This is a genomic window from Bacillus sp. BHET2 (assembly GCF_005938125.1).
Classification (GTDB): Bacteria; Bacillota; Bacilli; order Bacillales; family Bacillaceae_B; genus Rossellomorea.
Genome location: NZ_VCQN01000012.1, coordinates 1 through 22,336, shown reverse-complemented (window position 1 = coordinate 22,336; position 22,336 = coordinate 1). Strand labels below are relative to the sequence as shown.

18 protein-coding genes and 1 tRNA gene are annotated in these 22,336 nt (G+C 38.9%); 13 read left to right on the top strand and 6 right to left on the bottom strand.

The features are described 5' to 3' along the window. The first annotated feature begins 253 nt into the window (after positions 1 to 253). On the top strand, positions 254 to 604 hold the full coding sequence (locus tag FGG79_RS21030) for a hypothetical protein (RefSeq protein WP_138781915.1): 351 nt from the start codon (positions 254 to 256) through the stop codon (positions 602 to 604). Between the two features lie 896 nt (positions 605 to 1,500). On the opposite strand, the gene FGG79_RS21025 is transcribed toward FGG79_RS21030, so the two are convergent. Together FGG79_RS21025 and FGG79_RS21020 are read right to left on the bottom strand one after the other, a co-directional pair. Continuing rightward, positions 1,501 to 2,109, bottom strand: coding sequence for an EndoU domain-containing protein (locus tag FGG79_RS21025; RefSeq protein ID WP_138781913.1), 609 nt, complete (start codon positions 2,107 to 2,109; stop codon positions 1,501 to 1,503). Positions 2,110 to 2,293: 184 nt separating this feature from the next. Further along, on the bottom strand, positions 2,294 to 3,733 hold the full coding sequence (locus FGG79_RS21020; protein WP_138781911.1) for an ATP-binding protein: 1,440 nt from the start codon (positions 3,731 to 3,733) through the stop codon (positions 2,294 to 2,296). A gap of 463 nt (positions 3,734 to 4,196) precedes the next feature. Here FGG79_RS21020 and FGG79_RS21015 point away from each other — a divergent pair, with 463 nt between their 5' ends. Next, the gene (locus tag FGG79_RS21015) at positions 4,197 to 4,394 is read left to right on the top strand and encodes a helix-turn-helix domain-containing protein (RefSeq protein ID WP_138781909.1); all 198 of its coding nucleotides are present in this window, start codon (positions 4,197 to 4,199) and stop codon (positions 4,392 to 4,394) included. Positions 4,395 to 4,540: 146 nt separating this feature from the next. Then, positions 4,541 to 5,653 (top strand): site-specific integrase, encoded by a 1,113-nt coding sequence (locus FGG79_RS21010; RefSeq protein ID WP_138781907.1) that lies wholly within the window; start codon positions 4,541 to 4,543, stop codon positions 5,651 to 5,653. A 262-nt stretch (positions 5,654 to 5,915) separates the two neighbouring features. On the opposite strand, the gene FGG79_RS21005 is transcribed toward FGG79_RS21010, so the two are convergent. Further along, positions 5,916 to 5,988 (bottom strand) — tRNA-Ala (locus tag FGG79_RS21005). A 281-nt stretch (positions 5,989 to 6,269) separates the two neighbouring features. Here FGG79_RS21005 and FGG79_RS21000 point away from each other — a divergent pair. After that, on the top strand, positions 6,270 to 7,625 hold the full coding sequence (locus FGG79_RS21000) for an arsenic transporter (RefSeq protein ID WP_138781905.1): 1,356 nt from the start codon (positions 6,270 to 6,272) through the stop codon (positions 7,623 to 7,625). 67 nt (positions 7,626 to 7,692) lie between these two features. On the opposite strand, the gene nagB is transcribed toward FGG79_RS21000, so the two are convergent. Both nagB and nagA read right to left on the bottom strand, forming a co-directional pair. Next, entirely contained in the window at positions 7,693 to 8,442 is a 750-nt protein-coding gene (gene nagB, locus FGG79_RS20995) for a glucosamine-6-phosphate deaminase (protein WP_138781902.1), read from the bottom strand. After that, complete coding sequence (gene nagA, locus FGG79_RS20990) at positions 8,429 to 9,637, bottom strand: N-acetylglucosamine-6-phosphate deacetylase (protein ID WP_138781900.1); 1,209 nt, start codon at positions 9,635 to 9,637, stop codon at positions 8,429 to 8,431. The genes nagB and nagA overlap by 14 nt, the downstream gene beginning before the upstream one ends. 213 nt (positions 9,638 to 9,850) lie before the next feature. Here nagA and FGG79_RS20985 point away from each other — a divergent pair, with 213 nt between their 5' ends. The 7 genes from FGG79_RS20985 (at position 9,851) to FGG79_RS20955 (ending at position 19,045) form a co-directional block, all read left to right on the top strand. After that, positions 9,851 to 10,672, top strand: a complete 822-nt coding sequence (locus FGG79_RS20985; protein ID WP_138781898.1) for a Cof-type HAD-IIB family hydrolase — start codon at positions 9,851 to 9,853, stop codon at positions 10,670 to 10,672. Between the two features lie 233 nt (positions 10,673 to 10,905). After that, a complete protein-coding gene (locus tag FGG79_RS20980) occupies positions 10,906 to 11,781 on the top strand; it encodes an ABC transporter permease subunit (RefSeq protein ID WP_138781896.1) in 876 nt (291 codons plus the stop codon). 1 nt (position 11,782) lies between these two features. Further along, positions 11,783 to 12,793, top strand: a complete 1,011-nt coding sequence (locus FGG79_RS20975) for an ABC transporter permease subunit (protein WP_138781894.1) — start codon at positions 11,783 to 11,785, stop codon at positions 12,791 to 12,793. Between the two features lie 422 nt (positions 12,794 to 13,215). Beyond that, positions 13,216 to 15,195 (top strand): lipoteichoic acid synthase, encoded by a 1,980-nt coding sequence (gene ltaS, locus FGG79_RS20970; RefSeq protein WP_138781892.1) that lies wholly within the window; start codon positions 13,216 to 13,218, stop codon positions 15,193 to 15,195. A gap of 300 nt (positions 15,196 to 15,495) precedes the next feature. Then, entirely contained in the window at positions 15,496 to 16,248 is a 753-nt protein-coding gene (locus FGG79_RS20965; protein WP_138781890.1) for a DeoR/GlpR family DNA-binding transcription regulator, read from the top strand. Further along, on the top strand, positions 16,245 to 17,156 hold the full coding sequence (gene pfkB / locus FGG79_RS20960) for a 1-phosphofructokinase (protein ID WP_138781888.1): 912 nt from the start codon (positions 16,245 to 16,247) through the stop codon (positions 17,154 to 17,156). The genes FGG79_RS20965 and pfkB overlap by 4 nt, the downstream gene beginning before the upstream one ends. 14 nt (positions 17,157 to 17,170) lie before the next feature. Next, positions 17,171 to 19,045, top strand: coding sequence for a PTS fructose transporter subunit IIABC (locus FGG79_RS20955; protein ID WP_138781886.1), 1,875 nt, complete (start codon positions 17,171 to 17,173; stop codon positions 19,043 to 19,045). 491 nt (positions 19,046 to 19,536) lie between these two features. Here FGG79_RS20955 and FGG79_RS20945 read toward each other — a convergent pair whose 3' ends face one another. Further along, positions 19,537 to 20,229, bottom strand: a complete 693-nt coding sequence (locus FGG79_RS20945; protein ID WP_138781884.1) for an MgtC/SapB family protein — start codon at positions 20,227 to 20,229, stop codon at positions 19,537 to 19,539. A 102-nt stretch (positions 20,230 to 20,331) separates the two neighbouring features. Between FGG79_RS20945 and FGG79_RS20940 the strand changes: the two genes are divergently transcribed. Together FGG79_RS20940 and FGG79_RS20935 are read left to right on the top strand one after the other, a co-directional pair. Continuing rightward, the gene (locus tag FGG79_RS20940) at positions 20,332 to 21,252 is read left to right on the top strand and encodes a DMT family transporter (protein WP_138781883.1); all 921 of its coding nucleotides are present in this window, start codon (positions 20,332 to 20,334) and stop codon (positions 21,250 to 21,252) included. Then, positions 21,242 to 21,733 carry a GNAT family N-acetyltransferase gene (locus tag FGG79_RS20935; RefSeq protein WP_138781881.1) on the top strand — a complete coding sequence of 164 codons (492 nt, stop codon included), beginning with the start codon at positions 21,242 to 21,244 and terminating at the stop codon, positions 21,731 to 21,733. The genes FGG79_RS20940 and FGG79_RS20935 overlap by 11 nt, the downstream gene beginning before the upstream one ends. The last annotated feature ends 603 nt before the right edge of the window (positions 21,734 to 22,336 follow it).

Sequence of the window (22,336 nt, the reverse complement as noted above, 5' to 3'; positions counted from 1 at the left end):
CGGTTTAATTGACGGGATCTAAGTCCCACGGGGGCGGACGTTCTACCCTGGCTACTGTTATAATAAGGCCATATAAAAAATGGTCAACCAGAAAAATCTAACATTCTGGTTAACCTTATAATACGAACGGTGGCGTTTGCTAAACAAGCTATTGCCCTTTGTTCAAGTAAAGGGCAGGTTAATGGAATATTAAAAAAATGAAACTTCTTACTGTTCGTTTTCGTAAAAGTAAATAATTAGGAGGGGTGAATTTATGAAAAGAATATTTGTTTTATTAGTATCTTTATTAGCAATTTTTTCTTTGTTCGGTTGCGGAAATAATGAGAGAGAAGAAATGACAAAGGAACAAGCTGAAGAAATTGCTATGGAGGAGTTCGAGAAAGACTTAGCTCAATTTAATGAAGAGAGCAACAAAGATATAGAAATGGATAATGTTGAGTTATTATCAAATGAAACACACCTCAGCAGTTCCTCAAAAGCCTGGGAAGTAACGTTCAACTTAAAGGACGGCTTAACTAAAGAGGGAGAAGCAACAAACTCTATCGCACAATACAGCATAACTCCTGAAGGCAAAATTAAAAGTAAATCAAATTCTTTTGAGTGAAAGAGGTTGCCCATCTTCAATTATAGGGGGCTTTAATGAAACAAGAAGTCCATAAAAATCAAAAAAACCGGATCCATTTGGATCTGGTTTTTTACTGTTAAATACAGTTTTATTTCTGCTGCTAATAAGGGGTGATTTAAAGTTTTCTCTCCTTAAACGGAACCCCTTAGTAATTATTTTCCGGTGTTGAGCATCCAAGGAAGATATCAACAGTATTGATATATCTGAATATAGTAGGTTTAAATCTAAAAATAATTAAGTTGGAAAAAGGGATTAAATAATTTATTCGAAATATAATTTTTAGATGAAAAATTTATTAAGTTGTATTGGTTTATTGAGAAGTCAAAAGGCTTCTAGGTATAAGAAACTAACATCTGAAAAACTGAACATAACTGGCAGTGTGCTCATTCACTTATCGATAGGCGATAAATGAATGCAAAAAAGACGTAAAAAAATTGTAGAGTTTCCCGTCAACCTCGCTCACGACTAACCCTCGTGATGTCATCCCGTTAGAAGGGAATTAAATCCCCAGATTGATCCTAATAATTAATATATTAATTATTAGGATTCAAACATCCCGTGCTCGTTGCAATTGCAAGGTGGGTTGTGGTACGTTTCGTGGTGAAACGGTTGGTAAAGCGAGACCTGGGCGACTCAGAAGTGCATTTGTTGCACTAGCTGGTACCACAATTAACGGCGGCTCCAAACACAAAACAGGAGATTTTTAAAAGTCGAATTCTACCCTTATAGTGAAGGGTGAATTCTAGGCTTCACCACCACATATCAGGATAAGTAGTGATTAAGATAGCTAATAAAAGAACTCTATCTCAACATTTTAATAGAATTAAGATCTTTAACACTTATGAGTGACTATCCCCATCAAGTTAACACTAGATTCATCTAGGATAACGAGGGTAAGCAGACATAATACAGAAATATTCATCAACTGAAAATTCTATCGGAAATCCATTTGAATCTGTACCATAGAAGAGGTTACCATTTAGATAAGTTGCATTCCTATAAGCTTCTTTTATTGATTTCATAACTTTTTTTCTTGACCAATTATCCGGGAAAAAGATTCTATCTGGGTATGTTTTTGGACCATTCTTTTCATTAATAATAACATCCACTCTATAAACGCCGGTTAAAGAATCAATAATTCTTTTATTTTTAAATTGCACACCCTTAATCCCTATTGTCTCAGTATTATGATGGAAACCACCTTCATTGCCTTCAAATAAATGAGCTAAAGCTGATCGTTCTTTATTACCTTTACCTTTTGTAGACCAAACCTCGTCTGAACCATAAGGACCCTCCCCAAAAAGATATTTATCTGGAATTAGGTGGTTTGGATCAAAAAAAGAATCGCCATTTTTCCAACCGCCATTTTTATTGAATTTTGCAATTCCAATGTAACAAAGGTGGGCAGACATATATTTAGTACCAACCGCTTCAGCGTCATCTATTGTTTCATAATATTGCGTAAATTTTCTTTGTATAGACATAATTGTCCTCCTAAACGCTATAACGTTAAATAAATTTAATTATTATAAAAAAGCCTTTTAGAGTGAAGAATATGAAAATCTTACTATTAGTCTTTTGATGAAAAAAATCAATGCCAAGTGTTTATCCTGAAATTTCAGATACATATTATAGAGATAGACAACTGATTCTATGCTATTCAAAACTTTACTGATTTAATAAACTTCTTAATCTACTCCTCAAATTAGCTGGCTTCGGGCTTTCAAGGATAAGAGCGGACAGTTTCCCAAGGATTTCAGTTAATTCAATTTCAAATTCTATTGTGTTATCATCCGTGCCTGTGTGGGCGTGAACTAGCTCGTGAACTAGTGTACCGGCAAAAGATTGTACACTCTTTAATTGGCTCCGTTTTATGATGATTCGTTTTGTTGAAGACTCCCACAGTCCAAGAGCATCAGCACCAGTATAATTGTCTGGACGCATTGTAGAAGAAATTACTATATCCTTCACTGGATTCCCTCTTTTAGGGAACCAATTTACTATTGTATCTTTGAGGTAAAAGATTTCTTTTTCTTTAGCAGATAACTGCTTTTCATTAACAATTTCAAACTCAAATTGTTCATTCCATTCTAATGCGTAAGTTTCTAAATTTCTAAAATTTTCTCCATTCAGATCCTTATTTGATTCAAGTTTAGTTGCTAACGAGTCAGGAACTGTGATGATACGCAGCCCTTCTTCTTTTGCATAACTTAGGTATTTCCCGCCATCCATTAAATCGTATGCTGTTAAAAACATTACTTTTTCTTGGCTACTTAATATTTTACAAGCGTGGAGTTGAACATCGATCCACTGTAATTCATCGTGAGATTCTCCTGTTTGAATCTTTTGTAAATCATTTACTAGTTTTTCAGCAAACTCCGGACTTGTACATTCTAATAAAATAGACTTGACCCTATCAGAATAAGCACTTCTCCCCACATTAGTCCTTTCCCGATTTAATGATTGCCGAAGTTTCTTAGTAGTGGAAGTAATATTATAAGAAAAAAGTAAATTCTCTTCCTCGGCCACACAAATTCCATTCACATATATTCTTGAACGGTTTTTTCGATTTTCAATGAGTTCGCCGTACTTTGTTTTCTCAAAAGTCTTTTCTCCAGAATACAGAAGAAAAAAATCTTTAGCCTTTTCGATGGCATCATCTTCAAGACCTGAAAGTGTAAAGTCCGTTCCAACCATATCAGGATATGTAGGATCATTGACTATGGCGTGTAGCGTTACTACATCTTCAAAGTCCCCTTTTGATTGTTTCCTTATAGTGATATCACTATATCGCGATTGAATAAGGATATCGATGTTTCTCCGGTCGAATGTCGCCATCGCATCTTTTAATCCAACACCAAACTTCCCAATAACTCTATCCGGGTTCTCTGTTTTCTCTGCATTTTCATTTTGCGTTAAGTGTTCATATTTAAGACCTCTGCCAAAATCTTTGATATGCCATTTTCCATCTTCATCCATATATATATGAGGTTCCCGGGTGTTAGTTAGACTTGATTCATCCAGTGCGTTTGCGATGATTTCTCTTAATGCGTGAGGGACAGTCCAGTGCTCTAAGACTTTTTCAATGTTCAAATCAAACTTTTTCATATTTGTCTCTCCTTAAAGGATCATTTTTATATATTTTTATTGTACCTGAAACTAGCGGAATTTCATCCTAAAATTTCCATTTCCCTTGAGGCAGAATAAATTTTAAATTATTTTTCTAGAAACCTTGAAAATCAAAAATCTAAAAGAATATAATCAGTCAGATTTAATTAATTAAGTTAAATAAAAAAGAAAAGAAAGAATGATTAAGGAGAGAAAGATATGAAAAATCAAATCGAGGAATATCCTATTGATATTAACGGCAAGTGACATCGCAGAAATTCTCAGTGTATCTAAACCAACGGCTTATGAATTAATGGATTAGGAATTCCCTTGGGTAGAAAAATTTTTAAATTATTTTTCTGGAAACCTTGAAAATCAAAAATCTAAAAGAATATAATCAGTCAGATTTAATTAATTAAGTTAAATAAAAAAGAAAAGAAAGAATGATTAAGGAGAGAAAGATATGAAAAATCAAATCGAGGATTATCCTATGATATTAACGGCAAGTGACATCGCAGAAATTCTCAGTGTATCTAAACCAACGGCTTATGAATTAATGGATCAAGAAGGGTTTCCTTTAATTAAGTTTGGAAGAAGTAAAAGAGTGTTTAGAGAAGAGTTTTTCAACTGGTTAACGAACATTCAAACAAAAATTTCGTAAACAACAACGAAGTAACAAGTAGGTTAGTAGGAACAATTTAGAAAAACAACCAAAAAACTATGAGTATTAAGAAGTTTGATAGGTGGTTATACTAAACTAATGACCACCTCCAAACTCTTTGCACAGAAAGATGGAGGAAAATATAAATGAGTTTACCCAATATGAAAAAACAAAAATCCGGCTGGTATTACCGTACGCGATTTACAGATTCTGAAGGGAAAAAACACCAAAGGTATTTTAGTGGTTTTGGAACAAAAAAAGAGGCAGAAGCACATTATAAGAAAACAAGTCTCGAATACGAACAAGGAATAAAAAATGAGACGAAGATAAACCCTGGAACTTTCGGTGAGTTCATTGAGAGATGGTTTAACTCATCTTATAAGTATTCCGTAGCAGAAACGACTGCCTACACAAACTGGTCTTTAATAAGAAGACATATCTTACCGTATTTCTCTGCGTACCAACTTGATCAAATCACTTCCTTTATGATTGTTGAGTTTTATGCAAGTAAGGTGGATGAAGGATTATCTCCGAAAACTGTAAGAGAATTTCATAACATCCTCAATCGGGCATTCGAAGAAGGTGTAGATTTATCAGTGTTGGAGATAAATCCTGTCAAGAAAGCTAAACCTCCAAAGCTTCAATATAAGGAACACAGTGTATGGACAAAGAAACAAACTCAGAAATTTCTTGAAGGTGTCGAAGGAACTGATAATGAAGTCTTTTATATTCTGGCTATTTTCACAGGGATGAGAAGAGGAGAAATACTAGGATTGAAATGGACAGATATTGATTTCGACCAAGGAAAGATCTACGTCAATCGGAGTCTTGCTCGAGTTCACGGAAAAGGACTAATCTTAAAAGATGTTAAAACTCGAAGGTCAAGAAGACAAATATCTATTTCTCCATACGTCATACTAAAATTGCAAGAGCAAAAAGCCAAGTATAATCCCCTTCTTAATTTGAATAATGAGATGGTTTTCACCTCTTCAACCGGTAATTACAAGGATCCGAATAATGTACTACGGGAATTTAATCGGTTAGTTCGTCTGGCCGACGTTCCTAAGATTACAATTCACGATTTAAGGCATTTGCACGCCACAATGCTCCTTAAGAATGGTGAGAATCCTAAGGTTGTATCCGAGCGATTAGGGCATCACGATGTAGGAATAACACTTGATATATACTCTCACGTGACACCAGACATTCAAGATTTAGCAGCAAATCGGTTAGAACAATCATATTTTAGTGAGGAATAATTGATCAGGTCGTAAAGAAAAAGAGAGGATCTCATTACTGGAAGACATAACAAACCCTTGATATTCAAGGGTTTGTGTTTAGAGCATAATGGGATAGAATTGCTGACCTACTGTCTTACTTGGTTAGGACAAGGATCCTTCAGTAAGAAGCAATAAATACGGTTGAAAATTCCGTGCAATAATTGTGCAACACTTAAAATGAAGAGAAATCCATTTTCTGAAGACAAAAGAAAAAACCCTTGAATATCAAGGGTTTCTGGTATGGAGCATAGCGGGATCGAACCGCTGACCTTTTGGCTGCCAGCCAAACGCTCTCCCAGCTGAGCTAATGCCCCGTGAAACGGTCAAGATTTATTATAAGAAATGTTCATAGCATCCGTCAATGCTTTTTTTGAAAATAGTCATTTATTTGTTCGTGAAAATGAATAAATGGCTGGTGTTTCTTCCTTTCCTCCGCTTCTATCACGAAAGGATATTTATACTAGAATGACATACATACATTTTAATGGATTTTGGTTGAAAGCCAGTCCATCTTTTCAAGAGGTGCATATACATATAGGGAATGGGACATGCAGATGCGGATGTCTATTACAACTAGTTTGAAAGGAGAATCAACATGTCTTTCACGATTGGGATGACTATTTTTGTATTCGTGATGACGATGGTAGTAATATTCTTGAGGCCAGGTGGGTTGAATGAGGCATGGCCTGCGTCAATTGGTGCATTGATCATCTTCCTGATGGGAATTGTATCCCTTGCAGACGTTGCGGATATCGTCAGTAAGATAGGAGGTGCATCCATTACCATTATGGCAACCATCGTCATGGCAGTCATATTAGAAAGCTTCGGTTTTTTTCATTGGGCGGCTGCCAGGCTTGTCATATTGTCTAAAAACTCAGGTTATCGATTATATTGGTACATTCAATTACTGTGTTTCCTCATGACCCTCCTTTTTAATAACGATGGAAGTATATTAATTACAACCCCCATCCTAATCTTGCTTCTCAAAAACCTTCGATTAAAAACATATGAAATGATCCCCTATCTCTTAAGTGGAGCCTTGATTGCTACAGCTTCAAGTGCGCCTATTGGAGTAAGTAATATTGTAAATCTTATCGCATTGAAAATAGTTCATATGACCCTCTATATGCATACAGCGATGATGTTTGTACCTGCGACAATGGGATTATTATTCATGTCGGGACTGATGTTTGTCATTTTAAAGAAAAAGTTACCGAAAACGTTGCCTACATCCACTTATGACATAGAAGAGCGTTTTTTCACAAAGAACTTTCATCCTCTTAATGGCACCATTTCTGTGGAAACAAAGAAGAAACGAACGAAATTCATGTTAAAAGTGTTGCTGTTTGTCTTCATCATGAGGTGCCTTCTGTTTGTCGCTTCATTCTTTGCTCTACCAATTGAAATAGTGGCGGTTCTTGGTTCAGTCATTTTACTCCTATGGAGGTGGTACCACCTGGGTACAAATCCATTGGATATATTAAAAAAGACCCCTTGGCATATCCTGATTTTTGCTTTCTCTATGTATGTCATCATATATGGATTGCATAATGCAGGATTAACGGCCTTGCTGGTGAGTTTTTGTGAACCGATTGTTAATCAGGGATTGCTTCAAGCGAGTTTCATCATGGGGGGATTGGTATCGATCCTTTCGAATATCTTCAATAATCATCCTGCTCTCATGGTAGGAACGATTACACTAACGGAGATGGGACTGGATCCGATAACGTTGAAGACGATCTATCTTGCCAATATTATCGGTAGCGACATAGGTTCCCTGCTTTTACCGATCGGGACACTGGCTTCCCTTATTTGGATGGATATCCTGAGACGAAATAAGATAGAAGTCAAATGGAAGGATTATCTGAGTGTGTCTCTCATTGTCATTCCAGCAGCTACGGTTGTATCATTGTTCCTGTTATTTTATTGGGTTCAATTCGCGTTTGGGTAATAAAAAGCGGCAAACTATACACTAGTTCGCCGCCCTCATGACAGGGGTATCCTCTGTTCATTTCAATTCATCTATTCAACAACTCCAACTCCTTCACCAATCCCAATGCTTCTTCATCGGCAATCACCTTCACGTTGGCATGTCGGTTTAGGATCGAGGCAGGGAAATCCTCTGTGATGACACCTTCCACTAACTTCTTCAGTGCCTCCTGTTTCTCTTTACCTGAAACGAGGAGAAGGATTTCCTTACTCTTCATAATTGAGGAAATTCCCATCGTAATAGCATAGGTGGGGACTTCATCGATCGATTCAAAGTAACGGGCATTGGCTTCTCTTGTCGAGTGGGTAAGTTCAACGAGGTGGGTATTGGATTCAAACGAGGTTCCAGGTTCATTGAATCCAATATGTCCGTTGCTTCCGATTCCCAGTACTTGAAGGTCGATCCCTCCGTGGGAGCGGATCCTATTATCATATGCTTTGCATTCTTGTTCAAGGTCGACTGCTTTACCTGAAGGAATATGGATGTTTTCTAAAGCGATATCGATATGTTTAAATAAATGCTCATTCATGTAATGAGAGTAGCTATTCGGGTGTGTACCAGATAGTCCAATGTATTCATCAAGATTAAAGGAAGAAACATATTTATAAGATGTTCCGTTATATTCATGGTCACTGATCAAATATTCATAAAACCCTTTAGGCGTGCCCCCTGTGGCTAAACCAATGGTCAGTTTATGGTTGGTTTTAACCTTGGATAATAGACAGTCTGCTGCAACCTTACTCATTTCCTGGTAGTCGTTCACTTCAATTAGTTTCATGAGTATCATCCTTTCGAATATAGGCGATCTTCCCTTTACATATCGTAGTGTATACATCTTGGTTCTCATCTAATATGACGATGTCAGCGTCTTTCCCATTTGCGAGGCTTCCTTTGCGATCGAAGACATTCAATTGCTTGGCTGGATTTTCAGAGGTCATTCGGATGGCGCTTCTCATATCACTGGTGGTGAATTCTTGAATATTTGAGAAGGCATCGTTCATTTTCAGAACGCTTCCTGCTAGTGTGTTTTCATCTAATAAGGCTTTTCCATCCTTCACAGTAACTAATTGACCACCCAAATCATATTGCCCATTCTTGAGGCATTTCGCTCTCATTGAATCGGTTATGAGAATTAATCTCTTGTCTGTTAATTGGGCATAAGCCATCTGAACCACTTCCGGTCGAACATGGATGCCGTCTGCAATCAATTCAACCATTAATTCTTTTCGTAAGAAGGATGCTCCGACAATGCCGGGCTCACGATGATGGAGACCTGACATTTGATTGAATAAGTGGGTCACATGGGAGAGGCCTGTATGGATGGCTTCTCCTACCTGATCATAGGTTGCGTTGGAATGTCCGGCAGAAGCGACTACATCATTCTCATTTAAATGACGAATCAATGCGTACTCTTCGTCAAGCTCGGGGGCAAGTGTCACCAACTTAATAAGATTTTGAGCCATTGTCTGCCATGTAGTAAACAGTTCAACATTGGGCTTTTGAATTCGATTGAGGGGTTGGGCTCCTGCTTTGTCAACATTGATAAATGGACCTTCCAAATGGATGCCGAGAATTTCTGCCTGGCCGCTTTTTTGGTGATGGGATACATAATCGGCCGCTGTCTTAAGAGCTTTTTCAATTACCTCAGAAGCTTCTGTCATAGTAGTAGCAAGAAAGCTTGTGGTTCCTTCTTTCGGAAGTGCGGCGGTCATTGTATCAAGGGCTTCTTTGGTTGCATCCATCGTATCGGCTCCATTTACCCCATGAATATGAATATCTATCATTCCTGGGATAACGCTGTATCCATGTGGAAGTGAAATCACTTTATAATCTTCTTCATAAGTTAACCCGGTACGGTCACCGATTTCAGTGATCCTTTCATTTTCTATCTTGATATAACCGTGTTCATAAACGTAATCTTCTGTATAGACATTTCCACCTAGAATAAGCAGTTTGTCTTTAGTTACACTCATCTGGGATCACTCCTGTCAAAATCAGATACCCCTATAATACCATGTACTTCCACACTATATATAAATCCCCTCACCATCTATGCACATACTCATAGACAGAGCCTTGGTAGCTCCTATGCTAGAAAACAATAATCTCTGCGAAAAGAGATTTTTTAAAAATGAGATGTTATAGTAAGATAATATAAATCTGATTTCCTGAAAGGATTTTTCATGATGAATTATAAAATGATTGTACTTGATTTAGATGATACATTATTACGAGATGACCAATCGATCTCACAGCGCACTAAAAATGCTTTACTAAAAGCGCAGGAAGCTGGAGTGAAGGTGGTGCTTGCATCCGGTCGCCCTACGTATGGGATGAGATGGGTGGCAAAAGAGCTGAAGCTTGATCAATACGGAAGCTACATTCTCTCATTTAATGGGTCAAAAATAATAGATTGCAAGACAAATGAAGAGAAATACAGCCGGACTCTGTCAGCAGAAACCGCTCATCGTTTGTATGATGTAAGTAGGCGTGAAAATGTGGGCATCCTCACATATACAGAAGACGCGATCATTGTAGAAGAAGCCAATGAGTTTGCCTCCATTGAAAGTGAATTGACTGGGCTGCCTGTAACAGTCGTACCAAATTTTAAAGAAGCCATCAAGGAGCCTGTCGTGAAAGCTCTGATGCTGAAAGAAGCTGAGCATTTAGTGGAAGTTGAGAAGAAACTTCAAACTGAGCTAGACGGTGAACTGAGTGTAATGCGCTCCAAGCCATTCTTCTTAGAATTTACTGAGCTTGGTGTCACAAAAGGAGCTAGCCTCGATTATCTGATTAAGCCAATGGGTATAAAAGTAGAGGAAGTAATTGCCATCGGGGACAGCTACAATGACCTTGCCATGATCGAATTTGCCGGTCTGGGAGTTGCAATGGGTAACGCACCTCAGGATATTAAAGAGAAGGCGGACTATGTTGCAGCTTCAAATATGGAAGATGGCGTAGCGGAAGTGGTTGAAAAGTTTGTGTTGAACGAACTTTCTAAAGTTTAACTTGAGATGACCGGGGTCTTTTGTAGGGACTCCGGTTTTTTTGTCTGAATAAACATGTTTATAGTAGATAATTGTCCGGAAGTTTTTATCAATTTGCCTTCATGGTATCGACCGTTACACGTAAACAACATAGAATCATTTTAGTAACTTACTAATAAACAGGAAAAAAATGTATAATAATGACCATTCTATGATACTATTAAAAATAACCAATCCAACAGGAGGACAAGCTATTGAAGGTTATTTGGGGCATTTTACTTAAATTCCTTTTATCGATCATAGGAATCATTTTCATTGGCGGGTTACCCGTCCTGCTCTCGGGGATCGGTCACCGTGAGTTAAGATTACCAGAGTATTGGCAATCCATTAACGAAATCGTTTATGCTCTGTTTCATACCGGGGCATTAACATATATCATTGCCGGCGCTGAAAAAGAGCGAGCTTTATTTCCGTATCTCTGGGAGCCGATTACTTACTCATTACTCGTGTTATTCTCAGCTTTTCTACTCGCAAGCTTCTTAAGTATCCTTCTTACCATTCTCACCATGATGTTTTCACAAAGAAATAGAAATCGAATCAAATTTATATTTTATTTGTTTGAAGCAATGCCGGATGTTCTGGTCATATTGCTATCTCAATTACTTGTGCTATTTCTGTATAAACAAACCGGCATCCTATTATTTGAAATTGCCTCTATTGATACGGAACGTACGTATCTGCTCCCGATATTAGTCTTGGCAATTTTGCCTACCGCTCAGTTGTTCAGGATTTCAATTCTTTCATTTGAAAGTGAAGAAGGAAAGGACTATGTGACATTAGCTCAATCTATTGGGCTTGGGAAACTGGTGATCCTAACGTTTCATATTTTAAGAAATGCGATTATTTCCGTTTTCTTTCAATCAAAAAAGACCGTATGGTTCATGCTTTCCAATTTATTTGTGTTGGAACTACTGTTCAATATTGCCGGAATTACCCGTTTTTTGATGTCAACACTGCAGCCAAAAATGTTTACGATTGCGATTCTTTCAATATTCATTCCTCTGTTTGTCTTTTACACGGTGGGAGAAATGGTACTCGCTAAAAAAGCCAATAAAGGGGAGGAAATTTAATATGAAGAAAAGTGTTTGGAAGAATCCATTCTTTCTCATTGGATTTACGTTTATAACCCTGATGCTCGTTTCAAGCTTTGTCTATACACTGGTTTGGGGAAACGAGGTTCGAAGACTGTATTTTCTATCTGTTGACGGCACAGTCGTGGAATCCTCGCCAATTTCGCCAAAATGGTTATTTCCATTTGGGACTGATCCCCTCGGGCTTGATATGCTCGGTAAAATCATCATTGGGGCAAAGTATACGATATTAACCGCAGTCATTATTGCCTTTTTACGGGTATTTCTAGCCATACCAATCGGATTGATCCTGGGAACTTTTCTCGTGAAGTATAAAAAGTATATTAACGGATGGATCGATTCTTTTCACTATGTTCCCCTGACGATTCTTGCTTATTTTTTATTGGAACCAGTCCTGTGGGAACCGTTTGAAGGGTTTTCTACCTCCATAATGGAACGTTTCATTATAGAGATCCTCATATTAACGTTGCTCATTGTCCCGATATTGTCTGCCTTGCTCGGCAACGAAGTGTCGCTATTATATAAGAAAGAATTTATCCTGAGTGCCAAAACACTGGGTGCAGGAAAATGGAGAATCATCTTTAAGCATATATTGCCCTCAATGAAAGAAAAGCTCGTGATTATATTCGGGCAGCAATTCATGCAAACCCTCATTATTTTCATTCATCTAGGTTTATTGACCTTGTTTTTAGGTGGGACAGACGTGGACTATCAAATGGTAAGTGATCCTCCGAGGTCCATCACGTATGAGTGGTCAGGTCTGATCGGAGACTCCTTCCGTTACCTCCTGGGTGCACCTTGGATCCCTTTGACGCCGATCTTGTTTTTTTCGGCTACGATGCTATCGGTTTCGTTAATGATTGAAGGGTACGTTCAGGCGACAAGCGGGCAGTCCTATTATTTAAAGAAATTTAATGAGGCCAATCGTAAGACCGGGGAGAAGAAGCTGAAGAAAGTGGAACAATCTGACTTTCAAAAGGTAAATATGTGAGCAATGTGAGCATAATAGTGGAGAAGAGAATGAAATCGATTTGGTAAAAATTACATCTGATTTTCACGTTTCATGTAAAGGAATCCGGGGAATAAGTTTACTCTGAGTACACAATTAAGAGGATATCCTTTACATCATTCGTATATTCATCCATAATAGTGGGAATATATGGGTCGTTCACTTGTTGTTCAAAATTGCTCATCCATTGATGGAGCAAGCCTCAGCATGTGAAATAGTGAGGAATGTCGAATATCAATGAAATATTTTTGTTACATTTACTGCAAAATGTTATACACATGAAATTTATTTTTGTTATAATACTCGTTGTTGATTCAAATGAATTTACATTGGCTAAACATTTCCTTCAAGAATTTACATTTATAAAAGCAACATTAAATACATTAGTAAAAAGGTGATGAAGTATGAACTTCTTTAAAAGACAATTTGAAGATATGCGCACTGGGAAGTTATCGTTCTTCTTTACAGTCGTAGTATTATTTTGGATTAAGACTTATGCTGTATATTTAGCTGAATTTAACCTGGGAATACAAAATGCGCTTCAGCATTTTCTTTTATTTCTAAACCCATTAAGCTCAGCTCTGTTATTCTTTGCACTCGCATTATTCTGGAAAGGTAAAGGACGATATATCGCATTCATCGTTATTAACTTGTTAATGTCCTTTGTCCTGTATGCCAACGTCGTGTACTACCGTTTCTTTAATGATTTTATTACAGTTCCGGTCCTATTGCAGGCGAAGACGAATAATGGCCTTGGAGGCAGTGCACTTGAACTGCTAAGTCCTATAGATATCCTGTATTTCTCTGACCTATTCATTATTATAGGAATAATGGTCCTTAAGAAAGTGAAGCCACAGGAAAAATTACGCTTCCGTTCAGTTTTTGCGGTCATGGCATCTGCAGTCCTTGTATTCTTATTGAACCTAGGATTAGCGGAGATCGACCGACCTGAACTATTAACTCGAAGCTTTGACCGTAACTATCTTGTGAAGTATTTAGGTACTCACAACTTTACGATTTACGATGTCATTCAAAACTCTAAGACATCAGCCAAACGTGCCCTAGCTGACAGCAATGAAGTATCAGAGGTAGAGAACTTTGTGAAAGCAAATAAAGTGGAACCGAATCCTGAATACGCCGGTAAAGCCAAAGGGAAAAACGTCATTTATGTCTCAATGGAATCCCTTCAATCCTTTGTGATTGACAAAGAGGTCAATGGTCAAGAGGTAACGCCATTCTTGAATTCATTAGTGGAAAAAGAAGATGCTATTTACTTCGATAACTTCTTCCACCAAACGGGTCAAGGAAAGACTTCCGACGCTGAGTTCATTATGGAAAATGGTTTATTCCCATTACCACAGGGTGCCGTTTTCATGACTCACGCCAACAACTCGTTCCAGTCGTCACCTGCAATCCTAAAAGGTGAAGGATATTCATCAGCTGTATTCCATGGTAACTACAAAACATTCTGGAACCGTTCAGAAATGTACCGTTCGATGGGATATGATGAGTTCTACGATGCAACGTACTATGATATGAGTAAACCTGAAGAGCAGCTACCTTATGGATTAAAAGATAAACCGTTCTTTGAAGAATCCATGCCGATGCTGGAAAAATTACCAGAACCGTTCTATACAAAATTCATTTCATTATCTAACCACTTCCCATTCGATCGTCATGAGGAAGATACAGACTTTGAACCAGGTCAATTTGGTGATGGTGTAGTGAATCGTTATTTCCAAACGGCAAACTATATGGATTCAGCTTTAGAAGAGTTCTTCAATGATTTAAAAGAAGATGGATTATATGATGATACTGTTATTGTCCTTTATGGTGACCATTATGGTATTTCTGAAAATCACAACAAAGCAATGGAACAAGTAACAGGAGAAGAAATCACAGATTACAAAAATGCTCAGCTTCAAAGAGTACCATTATATATCATTGCACCAGGAGTGAAAGGGGAAGTGAATCACACATACGGCGGTCAAGTCGACGTCCGTGAAACACTATTTAACCTTTTAGGTGTAAAAAATAAAGATTACATCAGTTTCGGTCAGGATTTACTATCAAAAGATCGTAAACAGATTGTACCGTTCCGTAATGGTGATGTTATCTCACCTGAATACTCTGAAATTAAAGGTGTATGCTATGATAACGAAACGGGTCAACCGGTAGAAGAAGAAAGCAATGCATGTGAAGATGTCACAAAAGAAGCGACTAAACGTCTAGAACTATCAGACAAGGTAGTGTATGAAGACTTACTCCGCTTCTACAAGCCAGAAGGCTATAAACAAATTGATCGTTCAGATTATCAATATATTAACCCAAATCCGAAAAGCTCAGCAGACCCTGAAACTTCTCATGAAGAAAATCACGAATAGCACAGGATATGAAAGCCAACTCCTTTCCACCAAATCAGGTGGAGGAGTTGGCTTTTTTTTGTTAGGGGTTGGATGATGTGGAGTAGTCGTTGAGGATGGTTCACCTGTTAAAAATACCTAAAATATTAACAGGCAAATCCAGCAGATAAACCCCATTCCCCAGCCAATCCTTTCAGAAGTATGATTGTTTCTGATTGATTATTGACTGTTATTGATTATTTTTGATTAAAAATGATTGATTTTTGTAAACGTTGTCATTATAATGAAAGAAACAACAAACAGAGAAAGAAGGAGAATGCCATGTTAACCGAAGAGCGACATCGAATCATCTTAGACTTACTGAAGGAGAAGGAAGCGATCAAGATTCAGGATATTGTGGATGTAACGAATGCTTCAGAGTCAACGATTCGACGTGACTTAACACAGCTCGAACAAGAGAAATTCCTAAAACGGGTTCATGGCGGAGCATCGAGGCTTCAAGGGAAGTTGAAGGAATTGAGTGTTTCTGAGAAATCATCCAAAAGCCTTCATGAAAAGCAATCCATTGGTCAGTACGCCGCTTCCTTCGTAGAGGAGGGGGACTGCATCTATTTAGATGCAGGAACGACGACGTTGAGTCTTATCGATCATCTTCCCCAAATAGACATTGTGGTCGTCACGAATGGTTTGACTCATGTGGAAGCTCTTATCCAGAAAGGGTTCAAGACCTATATGATCGGAGGCCATGTCAAGCCAGTAACAAGAGCAATGGTCGGCAGTGGGGCACTTGAATCCATCCGCCAATATCGATTTGATAAAGCGTTCATGGGAGCAAACGGTGTGCATGCCCAATATGGGTTCACGACACCGGATCCAGAAGAAGCCCAGGTCAAACGTACAGCGATTGAATTATCAACAGAAGCGATGTTCTTAACAGACGATTCCAAATTTGGTGAAATCGCATTTAGCAAAATTGTGGATCTTGATAAGGCGACAATCATTACAAATGCATTGAATGAGGAACATGATTCGGCAATGATGAAACAAACTACAATAAAGGTTGTGACAACATGATTTATACATTAACGTTAAACCCTTCTGTGGATTACATTATGGAGCTTGCCACTTTTCATAAAGGTGGTCTGAATCGAAGTAAGGTAGAAAGTGCATTTCCGGGCGGTAAGGGAATCAATGTCTCGCGTGTTTTGCATGTGTTGAACGTGGAGAGCGTGGCACTTGGATTTGCAGGAGGATATACCGGTGAGTACATTAAGCAATTTTTGAACAATGAAGGAATTCAAACGGATTTTGTAGAGGTTGAAGAAGCATCACGCATAAACGTAAAGGTCAAATCTGATGATGAAACAGAAATTAATGGAAGCGGACCAGCTATACGTGAGGAACATATCGAACAACTCCTAAAGAAGATATCTTTCTTGGGAGCTGAAGACATGATCGTACTGGCAGGAAGCATCCCTCACTCGGTGCCTAAATCTTTCTATCAGGAGATTGCTTCACAATGTCAGAAACAGGGAACGAAAGTGATCATTGATGCAGAGAAGAATTTGATACAACCGGTTTTGTCATTACATCCATTTCTGATCAAACCAAACCATCATGAGCTAGGCGAGATGTTCGATGTGGAAATTGGGTCTATTGAAGATGCGGTTCATTATGGGAGAAAGCTGAAAGAGTCCGGAACTGAAAATGTTATGGTATCGATGGCTGAAAAAGGTGCAATCTTATTGACCGGGGACGAGGTATTATACTCCTCTGTGCCAAAAGGGGAATTAAGAAGTTCGGTTGGTGCAGGCGATTCAACGGTTGCCGGATTCCTTGCCGGTCTATCAAGAGGATGGGATATTCGAGATGCATTCCGGTTAGGGACATCTGCCGGGTCAGCTACAGCTTATTCCATCGGACTTTGTTCATCTAAAAAAGTTGAAAGTTTATTTGAAGAAATTCAAATTGCGATAAAATAGAGGAGGGAACGTAAATGAGAATAACTGAATTACTAACCAAAGAGACGATTCAGATTAATTTATCTTCTCATTCAAAAACGGGGGTCATCGACGAACTCGTAACCGTTTTAGATCAAAGTGGGAAGCTTGAGAATGCTGAAGAATTTAAGCAGGCTATTCTTGGTCGAGAAGCTCAAAGTACAACGGGAATCGGAGAGGGGATTGCCATTCCACATGCGAAAACTTTAGCAGTGAAGTCACCTGCCATCGCTTTCGGAAAATCAGAAACGGGTGTTGACTATGAATCCCTTGATGGCGCACCTGCACATCTCTTCTTTATGATTGCTGCAACAGAGGGTGCCAATCAAACCCATTTAGAAGCATTAAGTCGTCTATCTTCTATCCTTATGGATATGGATGTTCGTAAAGCATTGCTGAATGCCTCAACAAAAGAAGAAGTGTTAGAGATTATTAATCTTCATGATGGTGAGGATGAAGAAGAAGAGACTCCTGATGATTCGGCTCCAAGTGAAGGGAAGATTCTGGCTGTTACAGCATGTCCTACTGGAATTGCCCATACGTATATGGCGGCAGATGCGTTAAAAGCGAAAGCGAAAGAATTAGGGATGAACGTGAAGGTTGAAACGAATGGTTCCGGTGGAGCAAAAAATGTCCTCACGAAAGAGGAAATCGAAAGCGCTGTAGCTATTATTGTTGCAGCTGATACCAAAGTGGAAATGAATCGTTTTAAAGGGAAGCATGTGATTGAAGTCCCTGTGGCAGAGGCGATAAGACGTCCTGCAGAATTATTAAATCAAGCGAAAGAAAAGGATGCTCCCCTTTATAAAGGTCAAGAGCAATCGACTGAAGAGAATACCGGTTCCGAGAAAAAACAAAAGGCTGGCTTCTATAAACATCTGATGAATGGTGTTTCCAATATGCTTCCGTTCGTCGTGGGTGGAGGGATCCTGATTGCGATCTCGTTCCTGTTCGGGATTCAGTCGGCGAACCCTGACTCTCCTGAATATAATGAGTTTGCCGCCATGTTAAGTAAGATTGGTGGAGGTAATGCATTCTACTTAATGGTTCCTGTTCTTGCCGGATTCATTGCCATGAGTATTGCTGACCGACCTGGTTTTGCCCCTGGTATGGTTGGTGGCTTAATTGCTGCAACAGGGCAAAGTGGATTCTTAGGTGGAATCATTGCCGGTTTCTTAGCGGGTTATGTGGTTCTTGGAATCAAACGTGCAACAAATAATTTCCCATCTGCACTGGAAGGAATCAAGCCAGTATTGATTTATCCCTTGTTAGGAATCTTCATTACCGGGTTCATCATGCTTCAGTTCCTTGTTGATCCTCTAAGTGCAGTCAACACAGGTATACAGAACTGGCTGGATGGATTAGGCACAGGAAACCTGATTTTACTTGGACTAATTCTGGGGGGAATGATGGCGGTCGATATGGGAGGCCCTATCAACAAAGCTGCCTTTACATTTGGAATTGCTATGATTGAAGGCGGAAACCTTGCTCCGCACGCAGCCATCATGGCAGGTGGAATGGTACCTCCGTTAGGATTAGCTCTTGCTACTACCTTCTTCAAGAAGAAGTTCAACGATAACGAACGAAAAGCGGGTATCGCCGCCTACTTTATGGGAGCGTCGTTTATTACAGAAGGAGCGATTCCGTTTGCAGCAGCAGATCCACTCCGTGTTATCCCGTCCGTTGTGACAGGCTCAGCTATTGCAGGTGCATTAACAATGTTCTTTGGTATCGGATTACCTGCACCACATGGTGGATTATTCGTTTTCCCGATAGTAGAAGGGAATCCATTCTTATATCTTTTAGCGGTCTTGATTGGCTCCATTATTACAGCCTTAATGGTAGGGTTGTTGAAAAAGCCAATTAAATAATCAAAAAAGAGGCTGGGACATAACCAAATCAATATAATCGAAAAACGAACAATCAGGATATAAGACCATGTTAGGGTTTCTTGTGACACCGCTGTTGATTTCCGTGCAAGACTTCGCTTTCCTCGGGGCGGAAGGCGAGCCTCCTCGTCGCTGACGCTCCTGCGGGGTCTCACCTATTCCGCTTTTCCCGCAGGAGTCTTCGTCTTGCACTCCAATCAACAGCTAGAACCAGTTAAATACACTGTGTATGCTTTTATAATAACAAAAAAAATCCGAACGTTTTCGATTTTCATGAAAGAATATCGAATAATTGTTCGGATTTTTCTTTGGCTAAAACCCTTTTGTCCCAGCCCCTTTGCGTTGGGAAAAGGTTCATCTAAAGTTTGTAGTTTATATTTATGATATTTCAGGACTTGGGATGCATGTAAAAAATTCGGCTTCAAAAAAATGAGAGACGAGGATGAGTAACCACCCTCGTTTCTTTCCGGCATCTATAGGCTTTCGATCTCGACATCTTTAATCCCTTTAATCTTAGAAATAGTATAGTAGATGTCTACGGTCTTTCTCCTAAAATCCACAATGATTTTCAACTCTAATAAATGTTGTTTATTCTTTAAGTCTTTAATCCGAATATTTTCAATTGCGATTTCTTCGGATTTGATGCTTTCGATGATCGATTTGATCTCTTGTTTTTCCGAAATCGTAGCCCTGAGCGATAGTTCTTTTTCCCGCAAGCGTTTCGGACCAAGGTATGTGATGATAACTGGTACGACCTCAACAGAGACAATGAGGAGAATCACACCTGCAGTGGCTTCGATATAAAAGCCTGCCCCGACCGCGATCCCGATTCCGGCTGCTCCCCAAATCATTGCGGCTGTCGTTAATCCTGAAATGCTATCGTTCCCTCTCCGTAATATTACACCTGCTCCTAAAAAGCCGATGCCGGAAACGATCTGGGCTGCTAAACGAAGTGGATCCATTGTGATATTTACTTTATCTGAGCCCTCAGAAAGATAAGCTGATTCAATCGATACAATCGTTAACAAACAGCTGACAATGCAGATGACGAGTGAAGTCTTTAATCCCACGGGCTTTCTCTTTAACTCTCTCTCTAAACCAATGATCAACCCTAAAATGGCGGATACACCAAGTTTAATCAAAAATGTTGGATCGAATGGCTCCATTTTGGCTTCCTCCACTTCCTCGCGCCTGCTAGAAAAATCATGTAGTAATTTGGCTCGACTGATTATAAAATAAGGGCAATGAATCCTATCTGGAGGTGTGTTATGTCGGATGCGAAAGTTAATCCATACCTGTTGCTTGCAATCGGAGTTATTGCCGTTTCTACCTCTGCTATTTTAGTGAAGGTATCAATTGCCCCAGCAGGAGTTTTGGCGTTTTATCGGTTATTTTTTACAGTTCTTTTGATGTCCCCGGTGTTTTTCTTAAAGTATGTGAAGGAACTGAAACTTATTACTCTAAGAGACTGGCTGTTTTCGATACTGGCAGGTTTGTTTTTGGCTTTTCACTTTATACTTTGGTTCGAATCCTTAAACTACACGTCTGTGGCAAGTTCAACGGTATTAGTCACACTACAGCCATTATTCGCTTTCATCGGGGCTTACCTGTTCTTTCAGGAAAAGTTAACCGGCAAAGCAATCATTTCAGCAGCCTTAGCTGTAGGAGGTAGCGTCATCATCAGCTGGGGGGATTTTAACATTAGTGGAAGTGCTCTTTGGGGAGACGTTCTAGCCCTGGCAGCCTGTGCTCTTGTTACTGGGTATCTCCTATTCGGACAGACAATCAGAAAAAGGCTATCCCTCATTACTTACACCTATCTGGTCTATGCCATCAGTTCCATGGTCTTATTTCTATATGTCCTCCTACGTTCCGAAAGTCTCGGTCCATATCCGAAGGAAGATTGGATATATTTCCTCCTGCTCGCGATTATTCCCACCTTATTAGGTCATTCATTTTTCAATTGGTCTTTAAAGTGGTTAAGTACTTCAACGATTTCGATGGCGATTCTGTTTGAACCGATCGGAGCTTCTGTGCTTGCTTATTGGCTCCTGGCTGAAAGAGTAATGATTACTCAAATCGTTGGGGGCATGGTTATTATGTTCGGAGTCACACTCTTCTTAATAGAAGAAAGAAAAATAAAAAAGGTTGTTCAACAGGTCAGTGAGGTGAATACGGATGTACTTTAGAAAGGCTGTGTTGAAAGATGCCTTAGGTTTAGCTCATGTTCACATCAATAGTTGGAGGACAACTTACAAAGGAATCGTTTCAGAAGAGTACCTTCAATCATTATCAATTGAAGCTAGAGAAAGGAAGTGGGTGGAGATACTCTCCGATTATCACCAAACCCATGTATGTGAAATGGAAAATGGGAAAATCGCGGGCTTTGTTTCATTTGGAAAAGAGCGCTCTGGTGAATATGAAGGAGAATTATATGCCATCTATCTCTTGAAAGAATATCAAAGAAAAGGAATAGGGAAGAAACTCTTTGAAATTGCCACCAAGGAGCTTAAGAACCAAGGCTTCAACTCCATGTGGATCTGGGTGTTGAAAGATAACCAGTCTAAGCATTTTTACTATACGTATAATCCTTCAATCGTTAAGGAAGAGGTATTATATATCGGTGGAGTGGCGTATCTTGAGGAAGGGATATTACTGAATCTGGATTGAAAAAGAAGTACAGGAGCGAAATGCTGCACCTGTACTTCTTTTACTTAAGTAAATATGTATGTGAAACCTGAAAACACAAAGGCCATGTTCACTGAAAAGATAAAGGTTAATCCCCTTACAGGTGTAGTACTTTCGCAAATTTTTAAAGCTTGTACATACGAATACGCAAATAGATACACAGCCATAATGAAAGATAGAGAAAGTGCGACGTTTGTTAGCATTATTTAAGAGCTCCTTTCAAAAATGCGTAGTAATAATGTATATGGAAATTACGGTTAATCAGAACTAATAGGTGATATATTAATTTTTTAAAGTTTTTCTTAAAAATATATTGCAATAGCATTAACAGCGTGTTATATTAATAAACGTCGCTGATGCAGCAAACAACGTTTTGAAAAACAAACAAAAAAGTTGTTGACGCGGGAAGAAGAAACGTGTTACATTAGTAAAGTCGCTTCTCGAAGAGGCGGACGAGCATTGAACCTTGAAAACTGAACAAAACAAGACAATACGTCAACGTAAATTCTAGATTTATTTTTAAAGAGCTATTCAAACTTTTATCGGAGAGTTTGATCCTGGCTCAGGACGAACGCTGGCGGCGTG

Coding starts and splice junctions, on each gene's coding strand:
- FGG79_RS21030 (WP_138781915.1), top strand. CDS start 254: ATGAAAAGAATATTTGTTTTATTAGTATCTTTATTAGCAATTTTTTCT.
- FGG79_RS21025 (WP_138781913.1), bottom strand. CDS start 2,109: ATGTCTATACAAAGAAAATTTACGCAATATTATGAAACAATAGATGAC.
- FGG79_RS21020 (WP_138781911.1), bottom strand. CDS start 3,733: ATGAAAAAGTTTGATTTGAACATTGAAAAAGTCTTAGAGCACTGGACT.
- FGG79_RS21015 (WP_138781909.1), top strand. CDS start 4,197: ATGAAAAATCAAATCGAGGATTATCCTATGATATTAACGGCAAGTGAC.
- FGG79_RS21010 (WP_138781907.1), top strand. CDS start 4,541: ATGAGTTTACCCAATATGAAAAAACAAAAATCCGGCTGGTATTACCGT.
- FGG79_RS21000 (WP_138781905.1), top strand. CDS start 6,270: ATGTCTTTCACGATTGGGATGACTATTTTTGTATTCGTGATGACGATG.
- nagB (WP_138781902.1), bottom strand. CDS start 8,442: ATGAAACTAATTGAAGTGAACGACTACCAGGAAATGAGTAAGGTTGCA.
- nagA (WP_138781900.1), bottom strand. CDS start 9,637: ATGAGTGTAACTAAAGACAAACTGCTTATTCTAGGTGGAAATGTCTAT.
- FGG79_RS20985 (WP_138781898.1), top strand. CDS start 9,851: ATGAATTATAAAATGATTGTACTTGATTTAGATGATACATTATTACGA.
- FGG79_RS20975 (WP_138781894.1), top strand. CDS start 11,783: ATGAAGAAAAGTGTTTGGAAGAATCCATTCTTTCTCATTGGATTTACG.
- ltaS (WP_138781892.1), top strand. CDS start 13,216: ATGAACTTCTTTAAAAGACAATTTGAAGATATGCGCACTGGGAAGTTA.
- FGG79_RS20965 (WP_138781890.1), top strand. CDS start 15,496: ATGTTAACCGAAGAGCGACATCGAATCATCTTAGACTTACTGAAGGAG.
- pfkB (WP_138781888.1), top strand. CDS start 16,245: ATGATTTATACATTAACGTTAAACCCTTCTGTGGATTACATTATGGAG.
- FGG79_RS20955 (WP_138781886.1), top strand. CDS start 17,171: ATGAGAATAACTGAATTACTAACCAAAGAGACGATTCAGATTAATTTA.
- FGG79_RS20945 (WP_138781884.1), bottom strand. CDS start 20,229: ATGGAGCCATTCGATCCAACATTTTTGATTAAACTTGGTGTATCCGCC.
- FGG79_RS20940 (WP_138781883.1), top strand. CDS start 20,332: ATGTCGGATGCGAAAGTTAATCCATACCTGTTGCTTGCAATCGGAGTT.
- FGG79_RS20935 (WP_138781881.1), top strand. CDS start 21,242: ATGTACTTTAGAAAGGCTGTGTTGAAAGATGCCTTAGGTTTAGCTCAT.